Source organism: Otoolea muris, assembly GCF_943193115.1.
In the GTDB taxonomy this organism is placed as follows: Bacteria; Bacillota; Clostridia; order Lachnospirales; family Lachnospiraceae; genus Otoolea; species Otoolea muris.
Window position 1 is genome coordinate 24900 of sequence record NZ_CALPCY010000049.1, and the last position, 11270, is coordinate 36169.

General features: G+C 47.9%; 3 protein-coding genes and 1 pseudogene. All 4 read left to right on the forward strand.

What is annotated here, in order from left to right; genetic code table 11:
* Nucleotides 1-209: 209 nt before the first annotated feature.
* Entirely contained in the window at nucleotides 210-386 is a 177-nt protein-coding gene (locus NFS31_RS20990) for a hypothetical protein (protein ID WP_251499517.1), read from the forward strand.
* A gap of 168 nt (nucleotides 387-554) precedes the next feature.
* On the forward strand, nucleotides 555-8714 hold the full coding sequence (locus tag NFS31_RS21000) for a DUF3849 domain-containing protein (RefSeq protein ID WP_465223444.1): 8160 nt from the start codon (nucleotides 555-557) through the stop codon (nucleotides 8712-8714).
* Nucleotides 8715-9294: 580 nt separating this feature from the next.
* Nucleotides 9295-10965, forward strand: a complete 1671-nt coding sequence (gene ltrA / locus NFS31_RS21005; protein WP_251499520.1) for a group II intron reverse transcriptase/maturase — start codon at nucleotides 9295-9297, stop codon at nucleotides 10963-10965.
* An 81-nt stretch (nucleotides 10966-11046) separates the two neighbouring features.
* A pseudogene (locus NFS31_RS28385) lies at nucleotides 11047-11196 on the forward strand (helicase); the annotation flags it as partial.
* Nucleotides 11197-11270: the final 74 nt, after the last annotated feature.

Consider the following 11270-nt stretch of genomic DNA (forward strand, 5'->3'; position numbering starts at 1 on the left):
TCCAAATAGATTATAGCGAAAATAGGCTTCTATTTCAAGATAAAAATTCCAACTGAGAAAGGTATGGTTTTGAAATGAAAAAGACAGTTAGAGTAAATGTGACTGCAAAGCCGATCTCTAATAGAAGTGTAAGAGTAAAAACTTCTGTTAGTAGCGGTGGAGTAACCAGAACAAAAACACAGACAGTTAGAGTAAAATAGGAGGTTATTATGGCAACTAACAAACCAATAGGCGATAATGCTAGAGTGGGAGCAGTGAAAGGAAGAACGCAAGTTTTTAATCCGGTCACTGGATTGTGGACAAAACGTGATACACAAACAGGAAAATTTATGGATGTAAAAACATCTGACAATACACCTTTTAAAGGGGTTAGAAAAGAAAAGTAATAGATCTGTATTCAGAAATGGCGAAGGAAACTTCGCCATTTTCATAAACAGAAAGGAGCATACAAAAATTGAATAAAGTTTACCGTCACTGGTGGCAATGGCTTATGAACGAACCATAGCCGCCTTTTTTATTGCCCAAAAACAATAAACAGGAAATGGAGGATTGCCATGAGAAAATATGACGTAATTTCCGCACTCTCCGAAGAAACATCAAAGAGGGTGACGAGAAATGAAGAAAGCTGGAAGAAATATCTGAACACAGCTTCAAGGCTCTACAAATACCCGTTCAAAGACCAGCTCCTTATCTATGCCCAAAGACCGGACGCCACAGCCTGCGCTTCCATAGAGATATGGAATGAAAAAATGCACTGTTGGGTGAATAAGGGCGCAAAGGGGATTGCACTTCTTGATGAAGAAGGGAGTCCCTACACCGGACTGCGGTACGTCTTTGACATATCGGACGTGCATAAGGCAAGGCGCATCGGGCGTTTTCCTCAGCTTTGGGAGATGCGGGAGGAACATCAGGAAGCGGTTCTGAACCGTCTGGAAGGGATTTACGGGGATACCAATAAGGAAGCCGGGTTTACGGACAGGATCAGGGAGATTGTTTCCCGGATTGCACAGGACTGTTATGGGGAGCTTGCTTCGGATATGGAATATCTGAAAGAGGGAAGTTTTCTGGAGGAACTGGACGAACTGAATATTGCTGTTCGTGTCCGGGAAACGCTGGCGGACAGCATCGCCTACACCGTCTTAAAGCGGTGCGGCATGGAAGATGCGGAGCTGGCAGAGGAAATCCAGTTCCCCTATATCCATGAGTTTAATACAATAGAAACTCTGTCACATATCGGTGACAGCATATCCGATTTATCCAAGCCTGTGCTTATGGAGATTGGCAAAGCAATCGGGGCGTATGACAGGGAAATCGCCGGAAAGGAAGCATCAAGAAATTTTGCCGAAAAAGGACTTGCAAATACCTCTGACACACGCTATAATGCTTTAAAGCGTGAAAGTGAAACGAAGGACGTACAACCTACCACACAGACCGGAAATGCCGGGGAAAGGGGAAATAATGATGAATCTGACCTACGAGAAGAACGGGGATTACATGATACCGATGTTAAAGATGGACGAGCAGCCGGAGGGGACGCTCACGAAATACGGACTGCTGAGGAAGAATTACTTACAGGAACACAAGAAGGGGATTTACACCGGGCTTCTGCTGAAAGGGAAGCTGAAAGAGCATCTTCTGACCATTCAGGAGCAGGCGGAGCAGAGGATGGAACTGCTGACCGGGCAGATGATGAAGCAGGAGGGAGTGACGGAAAAACTCAAGGCGGAGAACCAGATGCTCTGGGTTCAGAAGATGAACAGCATCAGGCACTCGGCGGAGGAAATCGTACTGAAAGAGCTGGTATACAGCCTGTAAATGAGGAAGAAATAACTGAAAAAACAGAAAATAAGGAACTGACAGAGCCGGGTAATGGAGAAAGCGCATTATCCGGTTTTTCTTTGTCTGGTGAGGAAATCATTAACAGGCATTGGGCAGAGATTGAAAAGGGGATTTTGCAGTTTGATGAATTTATGGTGCATAAATGCCCGGATATTGCCGGGGTAATGCTTTTTGAGCCGGATAAGGATAAACAGACGGAATACATCAAAAACAGTTACCGGCATGGGGAAAACACAGAGTTTTATGTGGGGAAAGAAAGAGCCGGATACAGGGCGGACGAAAGCGGTATGACGCTTTGGAACGGAACATATGCACATCGGAAAGCAGAAGCAGTTATTACATGGGAAGCTGTGAGGGACAGCATCGCCTTTTACATGGAAAAGGGCGAATATCTGAAAGAGGGGCAGATACCGCAGTGGGAAGAACCGAAAGAAACGCAAAGTTACCAGCAGCTTAGTTTATTCCCCACGATAGAGGAACAGATCGGCACAATAGAAGCGGCGCAGGCAGGAGAGAAATATATCATGCCCGCCGCTTTTTCTCTGCCAAAGGAGCAGGTTGAAGCCATTTTACGCACAGGGGGCGGACGGGATAACAGCAGGAGCCGCATTTACGCCAAGTACCAGCAGGGCAAAACGCCGGAGGAAATGGCGGAGTTTCTGAAAAATGAGTACCGTACTACCGGGAAAGGTTTTGATTTTGGCAGCAATCCCATTTCCGTCTGGTTCAATGAATCCGGCATGAGCATCGGCTACGGGATGTCCGCAAAGGAAAACCCGGTTGCGGTGATGGGCTGGCAGGAAATAGAGGGCGTTGTCCGTTCTATGGTGGAGAATGGCTCTTACATGGGCGCAAATGAAGTGTTCCTTGTGGATGCGGTGGAACGCCAGCGGGTGTCAAATGACCTGTTCAATTTCTTTTGGGACGGTATCGGGGAAGCGCCAGAGAGTATACCGATTAAAAGCCACAACCACCCGGAGAGCATGACAATCCTGTGCGAGCTTTTATCCACACAGGAGGGGAGAGATGTCATCGCCGGGGAACTTTCCCACGCAAAAGAGCAGATTGAAGCCGGGGAAAAACAGATCAGGTGGAGGTATGTAAAAAAGCCGGAGCATCTGCTTTCGGAGATTGCGGATTTAAGCACAGAGAAAACAGAATACCCGGTACAGGACAGCGTGGAGGTGCTGCATGAGGATTTTATCACGCAGGATGAGATAGATGAACGTCTGACGGGCGGCAGTAACTTTCAACATGGGCAGTTCCGCATTTATGAGTATTTTATGGAAGGGCATGATAAGAAAGAAAACATTGCCTTCCTTAAAAATGAATACGGGACGGGCGGTGGCTCTCCCGCCCTGATCGGTTCAGACCGGAGCGATGAATGGCACGATTCCAAAGGAATTAAATTGGGAAAAGGCAGGATAGGCGATCCATACGCAAAAGTGCTTTTAAAATGGAACGTGGTGGAGAAGCGCATCAGGGAGCTTGTCAATGCGGATAAATACCTTACGCCGAAGGGGAAGGAAGCATTCGCACAGTACAAAAAAGAGCAGGCGGAAGAAGCCATGCACCGGGAGCAGGAAAAGCTGGAGCATGGTGTCCGGGTGGAGTGTAAAGATGCCATAGAAAAAGCGATTGCGGAGAAATTTGACGGTTACACCCTTCCGGGGGATGCCGCAGAGGGCGTTATCCGGCAGTACGGGAAAGAGCGTGTAGAAATTGTCCTTGCCACTACAATTACACGTTTATCCCATGACGAGCGGTTTTCCACCAACAATAAGGAATGGGCAGAAAGTCTTGTGCCTTCCGTTGACTGGAAGTCAGTGGATTATACTGTCACTTCCCACCCGGCTGTTTTGGACGGTTTCACCAATCAGGCAAGGCGGTATATAGAGCGTGACAGAGAACCGGAAAAAATGGCTGTACCGGAGCAGGAAGCGGAAATTTCCGGGGACAATATTCAGAGTCCCGAACCAGAAAATAAATCCAGTGACAGTGAGAAAGCACTGGCTGAAAGGCTTGCGGAAATGTCCGTAGTGGTAAAAATCTGCGGTGCGCTGTCCATGAAAGATGTGGTCGGCTGGAACGAGGATACCGGGGCGGTTGCCATAGAGGATGCTGACAGGAGGTTAGAGGGCAGGGCAGTTTATGACACCCTGTTTCTGGAAGCCGCCGATTATGTACTGATGCAGTCATTAAGCGGAAATGCGGAAAAAGCGGTGGAGATGGATGCCTTGCTGAAGGAGGCACAGAAGTATGCGGCACGTTATGAGAACGAGCCGGGACAGCAGAGGGAGGGACACGCTGCGGAAGTATCTGAAGCAGAGCCGGAAGGGGAACGCCGGGAGGAAAATCACCCGGATGCAGAGCCGGAAAAACGGACAGAAGAACCGGAACAGGAAGAAACAGTACGCTTTACGGTTACGGAAACTTCGGATGCTTTTACAGAGCCTTATGCGGTATGGGACAGCGAAACACAGGATTATTATGTAACAGGCGATGGCACAGTGCCGACATTTGCAACACCGGGGCAAGCGGATATTTTCTGCCATAAGCTCAATGAAAATTTACAGACAGAGAATTTACAGGAAACAGGGCAGAAAGAAACAAAAGATATTGCATCAGAGCCGGAAAATGTTACAGAGGAAACGGAACAGCCGGGAATGGAAGATGTTTCAGGCGCAAAAGATTCTGCTGAAAAAGATGATTTTTCCGACATTGACACACAGGCTGTCCGGGAAGGTCTGGAAAAAGCCGGGATTGTGGACGGGCAGTTAGTAGACGAAACCGCCTTAGAAAACGATTCGTTTATCCGGCAGGTCATGGGCGACGTGGAAACGCTGACCGGGGGCAGTACGCCAGAGCCGGGGAAAGCATCGCAAAAAGAGCCGGAGATTGATAAAACGGGCGCAGTCAATTACCATATCTCTTTCAATGAAGCGGAGAATACCAGAAAAGGATTTGCACCGAAAGAGAAATTCCGGCAGAACGTGGAAGCCATACGAACCCTTGAAAAGATTGAAGGTGAACGCCGCACTGCCACACCGGAGGAACAGGAAATTTTAGCAAAATATGTGGGTTGGGGCGGTCTTGCCGATGCCTTTGATTCTTCCAAAGCGAACTGGGCGAATGAGTATCAGGAATTAAAGAGCCTGTTATCCCCGGAGGAATACGCTTCCGCAAGGGAAAGCACGTTAAATGCCCACTACACAAGCCCGGTCATCATTCAGGCAATCTATGACGCTGTGGGGAAAATGGGATTTGCCAGAGGGAATGTGTTAGATCCCGCCGCAGGCATTGGGAATTTCTATGGCTGTCTGCCGGAGGAAATGGCGGGGAGCAGGCTGTACGGGGCGGAGCTTGACGGGATTACCGGGCGCATCGCAAAGCAGCTCTATCCCCATGCGGACATTAAAATCACAGGATTTGAGAACACCAATTATCCCAACGACTTTTTTGACGTGGCGGTGGGGAATGTGCCTTTCGGACAGTATAAAGTGTCTGACAGGCAGTATGACAAGCACAACTTCCTCATACACGATTATTTTTTCGCAAAGACTTTGGATAAAGTGCGTCCGGGCGGCATCGTTGCCTTTGTCACTTCAAAGGGGACTATGGATAAGAAAAACCTGGAAGTGCGGAAATACCTTGCACAGCGGGCGGAACTATTGGGGGCGGTCAGGCTCCCGAACACAGCGTTTAAGGAAAATGCGGGTACGGAGGTCACTTCGGATATTTTATTTTTAAAGAAGCGTGACCGGGTATTAGATATTGAACCGGACTGGGTGCATCTGACGGAAAAAGACGGTATCGTGATGAACCAGTATTTCGCAGACCACCCGGAAATGGTACTCGGAAAAATGGAGATGGTTTCCGGGGCGCATGGCATGGAAAGCGCCTGCCTGCCGGACACTTCCCTTCCCCTGTCGGCGCAGCTTAAACATGCGCTCTCTTATGTGGAGGGCAGCATCGAGCAGGCGGATTTCAACGAGATTGATGATGAGCTGGCAAGGGAGAACATACCCGCCGATCTGGAGGTAAAGAATTACAGCTACACCGTTGTGGACGATAAAGTGTACTACCGGGAAAACTCCATTATGAAGCCTGTGGACGTGTCGGAAAAGGCAGAACAGCGCATGAAGGGCATGGTGGCGATTCGGGACTGTACGCAGGAACTGATAAACTTCCAGTTGGACGAATACCCGGAGGATATGATTTTAAACAAGCAGGCGGAATTAAACCAGTTATACGATGATTTTTCCAAGAAATTCGGTCTGCTGAACTCACAGACCAACCGGAGGGCGTTCAATCAGGATTCCAGCTACTGCCTGTTATGCTCCCTTGAAAATCTGGACGATGAGGGGAATTTCATCGGCAAGGCGGATATGTTCTCCAAACGTACCATTAAAAAGCAGGAAGTTGTGACGAGCGTGGACACAGCAAGTGAAGCACTGGCGGTATCTTTAAGTGAGAAAGCGGGCGTGGACTTAGCCTATATGTCGGAGCTTGCGGACAAGAGCGTGGAGGAGATTACGAAGGAGCTTGCCGGGGTAATCTTCCAGAACCCGGTCACAGAGGAATGGGAAACCGCAGACGAGTATTTAAGCGGGAACGTGCGGGAGAAGCTGTCAGTGGCGAGAACCTTTGCGGAAAACCACCCGGAATACGCCATTAACGTATCCTCACTGGAAAGCGTACAGCCGAAGGAGCTGGACGCATCAGAAATCGAGGTGCGCATCGGCGCAACATGGATTTCTCCCAAATATATTGAGGACTTTATGCGTGAAACCTTTGAAACGCCGGAGTACCTTTTTGACCGTAACACAATGGGCGTACTGTATTCCAATGTGACCGGGCAGTGGAACGTGAAGGGGAAAAACGCAGACAGGGGAAATGCCCTTGTCAACATGACTTACGGGACAGGGCGGGCAAACGCCTATAAGATTCTGGAGGATTCCTTAAACCTGCGTGACACCCGTATTTTTGACATTGTGACGGAGGACGGGAAGGAAAAAAGAGTCCTCAACAAAAAAGAAACCACGCTGGCAAGCCAGAAACAGGAAGCAATCCGGGAAGCCTTTAAGGACTGGGTATTCCGAGATCCGGAGCGCAGGCAGGATTTATGCGCAAAATATAATGAGCTTTTCAATTCCACCAGACCGAGGGAATATGACGGTTCGCACTTAAAATTCCCCGGCATGACGCCGGACATTGTACTCAGACCGCACCAGCTTAACGCTGTGGCGCATCAGTTATACGGGGACAACACCTTGCTTGCCCATTGCGTGGGTGCGGGAAAGACCTTTGAAATGATTGCGGCGGCAATGGAAAATAAAAGATTAGGATTGTGCCAAAAGAGTTTATTCGTTGTGCCTAACCACCTGACAGAGCAGTGGGCGAGTGACTTTTTGCGCCTGTATCCGGGAGCGAATATCTTAGCGGCAACCAAGAAAGATTTTGAACCCGCCAACCGGAAAAAGTTCTGTTCCAGAATCGCAACAGGTGATTATGACGCTGTGATTATCGGTCACAGTCAGTTTGAAAAAATCCCGCTTTCCACCGAAAGGCAGATGGCGATGATTGAAAGGCAGATAACAGAAATTGAAATGGCTATCGAATCCTTAAAAGCGGAAAATGGCGAGCGTTACTCCATTAAGCAGATGGAAAAGACGAAAAAATCGTTATCTGCAAGGTTGAGCCGCCTGAACGATTCCAGCCGGAAGGACAATGTTGTGACCTTTGAGCAGTTGGGCGTGGATCGGCTGTTTGTAGATGAAAGTCACAATTATAAAAATTTGTTCCTTTATACAAAAATGCGGAACGTGGCGGGCATCGCACAGACGGAAGCGCAGAAATCTTCGGATATGTTTGCCAAGTGCCAGTATATGGACGAGCTGACCGGAGGGAAGGGCATCACATTCGCAACGGGTACGCCAATTTCAAATAGCATGACGGAACTTTATACAAATATGCGTTATCTCCAGTACAATACCTTACAGCGTCTAGGGTTGGGGCATTTCGACAGTTGGGCGGCATCGTTTGGGGAAACGCAGACAGCGATAGAACTTGCGCCGGAGGGGACTGGATACAGGGCAAAGACGAGATTTGCAAAGTTTTTCAACCTTCCGGAACTGATTGCGTTATTTAAAGAGAGCGCAGACATTCAGACACCGGATATGTTAAAGCTGCCTGTGCCGGAAGCAGATTATGAAAATATCGTGCTAAAACCGAGCGAGTACCAGCAGGACATGGTTCAGTCACTTGCAGACAGGGCGGAAGCGGTCAGGGACAGGAAAGTGCAGCCGAACATCGACAATATGCTCAAAATCACCAATGACGGAAGAAAGTTAGCGTTAGACCAGCGGCTCATCAATGATATGCTCCCGGATGAAGAAAACTCCAAAGCCACAACCTGTGTGGAGAAGGCGTTTGAGATTTGGGAGCAGACTAAAGAGCAGAAATCGGCGCAGCTAATTTTCTGCGATTTATCAACACCGAAGGGAGATGGGACATTCAACGTCTATGAGGACATCAGGGATAAGCTCATGGCGAAGGGAGTGCCGGAGAATGAGATAGCATTTATCCATAATGCCAATACGGAAACAAGGAAAGCGGAGCTGTTCGCAAAAGTAAGAAGCGGGCAGGTTCGTTTTTTGTTAGGCTCAACCGCAAAAATGGGAGCTGGAACTAACGTGCAGGACAGGTTGATTGCGTTACACCACCTCGATGTGCCTTGGCGTCCGTCTGACATTGAACAGCAGGAAGGTCGGATTTTAAGACAGGGCAACATGAATGACAAGGTAAAAATATTCCGGTATGTGACAGAGGGGACATTCGACAGCTACTCATGGGTGCGACACGAAGTCGCTTAATTTAACTGTTTGGCGGCAATGCCGACCAAACCATCCATTCCGTTGGATGAAGCCGTTATCCCCGGCTCTGCCAGTAATGGCACTGTTCGGAAGCGGATATAAACGTAACCCTACTTGGAATCCAAACCGTGAGGGGCGGATGAAACTGCGAGCTGCAATGCGGTTAGGGTGCAGGCTTTCTGATAGCATGGTTAATTAACTGAACCGCCGTAAGCTTCGTTAAGGCTGAACAAGCCAAAGCAGCTGACAGGCTTGAACCAAAAGGTGTGCAGTCGGATATTCCTTTCCAAGGTGGGAATACACGGACATTATGACTGCCGGAGTAGAAGGCGGAACCTAAACTATCAAATAATTGTTGGTTAAGTGGAACGTGTCAAGCCCGTATTCCTGCCCATATGGGCAAGCCGACCGTAAGGGAAGCCGTTGGGAATGCGGGTATAGGATTGCGGAAGAAGCGAATGCCGGACTTGTAATGAGGACGGACAGGGGTTCAAAATTTGCCCCACCCGAAAGGGTGCCCAATTCCGCTGGGTGCTTGATTACGAGAGAGTTTATAGAATTTTTGAAAGGAGTAAAGCAAATGAACGGTAAAACGTGTGCGACTTCTGACATTGCAAAGGCATGGGATTCCATTGACTGGAATAAAGCCGAGGCATATGTTAAAAAACTGCAAATGCGTATCGTAAAGGCTCTTCAACAGGGCAGGACAGGCAAGGTGAAATCCTTGCAGTGGCTGCTCACACACTCTTTTTATGGACGTGCTTTAGCTGTAAGGAGAGTAACGAGTAACAAAGGTAAAAAGACAGCAGGCGTAGACAAAGTTTTATGGTCTACCCCCAAACTGAAATTCGAAGCAATTCTCAGCTTGAAACGCAGGGGCTATCAACCACTGCCGCTAAAAAGGGTGTATATACCGAAGAAAAACGGGAAAATGCGCCCGTTAAGCATTCCATGTATGAAGGACAGGGCAATGCAGACATTATATAAATTTGCATTAGAGCCGATTGCGGAAACCACGGCAGACCCGAATTCCTATGGATTCCGGGCAAAAAGATGTGTGCAGGACGCTATTGAGCAGTGCTTTACCTGTCTGAATAAAGGAAAATCACCAAAATGGGTGCTGGAAGGCGACATTAAAGGCTGTTTTGACAATATCAGCCATGAGTGGATTTTAAGCCACACCCCAATGGATAAGGACATTTTGCGGAAATGGTTAAAAAGCGGGTATATCGAAACAGGGAAGTTATTCCCGACTGATTTGGGAAGCCCGCAGGGTTCATCTATCTCACCAACTATCTGTAACATGGTCTTAGACGGTCTGGAAGCCCAGATTAAAAAGAAATACCACAAAACGAAAGTAAATGGAAAAGCATATTTCCCGAAAGTGAACTTTGTGCGTTACGCTGATGATTTTATTGTCACTGGCGAAAGCAGGGAGATTCTGGAAAACGGTGTGCTTCCCATTATCCGGGAATTTCTGTCAGAGAGGGGGCTGGAACTGTCGGAAGAAAAGACAGTCATTACCCCTATCGAAGATGGTTTCGATTTTCTCGGAAGCAATATAAGGTGGTACAAAGACAAACTTCTGACGAAACCGTCCAAAAAGAATTATAAAGCCATAGTGAGCAAGATAAGGGAGATAATCAAGAAAAACCCGTCCATGAAGCAGGAAGATTTGATACGGAAGCTGAATCCGGTCATCCGTGGATGGGTGAATTTCCAAAAGTATAATGTATCGTCACAGGCATTTGAAAGGTTTGATTTTGATGTGTGGAGATGCCTATGGCAGTGGTGCAAACGCAGACACCCTAAAAAGAGCCATAAATGGATAGCAAAGAAATATTTCAAACGGATTGGCACAAGAAGCTGGACATTCAGCGTTAAAATGCCGGATTCGTTTGAACTCAATCTGATATATGCCACGGACACCAATATCGTAAGGTGGCTGAAAACAAAATCAGAAGCGACACCATTTGATGACAGGTTTACAGGATATTTTGAAGAAAGGGATACGGAGAGAATGTTTCGTGAAATCAAAGGCAGAAAGAAGCTGAACGCCCTCTACAAAGCGCAAAAGGGAATCTGCCCTATTTGCGGCGGCGCTATCACTGTAGAGGAAGGGTACAGAATCCATGAAGCCACGGGGAATGATTATAAGATAACAAGAATTTTAGTGGACGCAGGCTGTCACAGAAAACTGCATTACTCGAAAAACGTTGATGAACCGGCTCTGGTGAGACAGGGCTTATAAGTGCTTGAGCCGTGTGAGGGGAAACTCTCATGCACGGTTCTTAGAGGGGAAAGCGGTAGTAATACCGCTGACCTACTCGACCAGCTCATCGAAAACAAGCAGAAATTCATCGGGCAGATTATGACGAGCAAATCCCCGGTCAGAAGCTGTGAGGACATAGACGAAGCGGCTCTCACCTATGCGGAAGTAAAGGCTCTGGCAACTGGCAATCCCTACATAAAAGAAAAAATGGTGCGTCCGTAAACCGCCGATTTATTGGCGGTGCGGTCTAATCAGAATACTCCCTTTAGCAAGGAGTAGGTAAA

Coding starts and splice junctions, on each gene's coding strand:
- NFS31_RS20990 (WP_251499517.1), top strand. CDS start 210: ATGGCAACTAACAAACCAATAGGCGATAATGCTAGAGTGGGAGCAGTG.
- NFS31_RS21000 (WP_465223444.1), top strand. CDS start 555: ATGAGAAAATATGACGTAATTTCCGCACTCTCCGAAGAAACATCAAAG.
- ltrA (WP_251499520.1), top strand. CDS start 9,295: ATGAACGGTAAAACGTGTGCGACTTCTGACATTGCAAAGGCATGGGAT.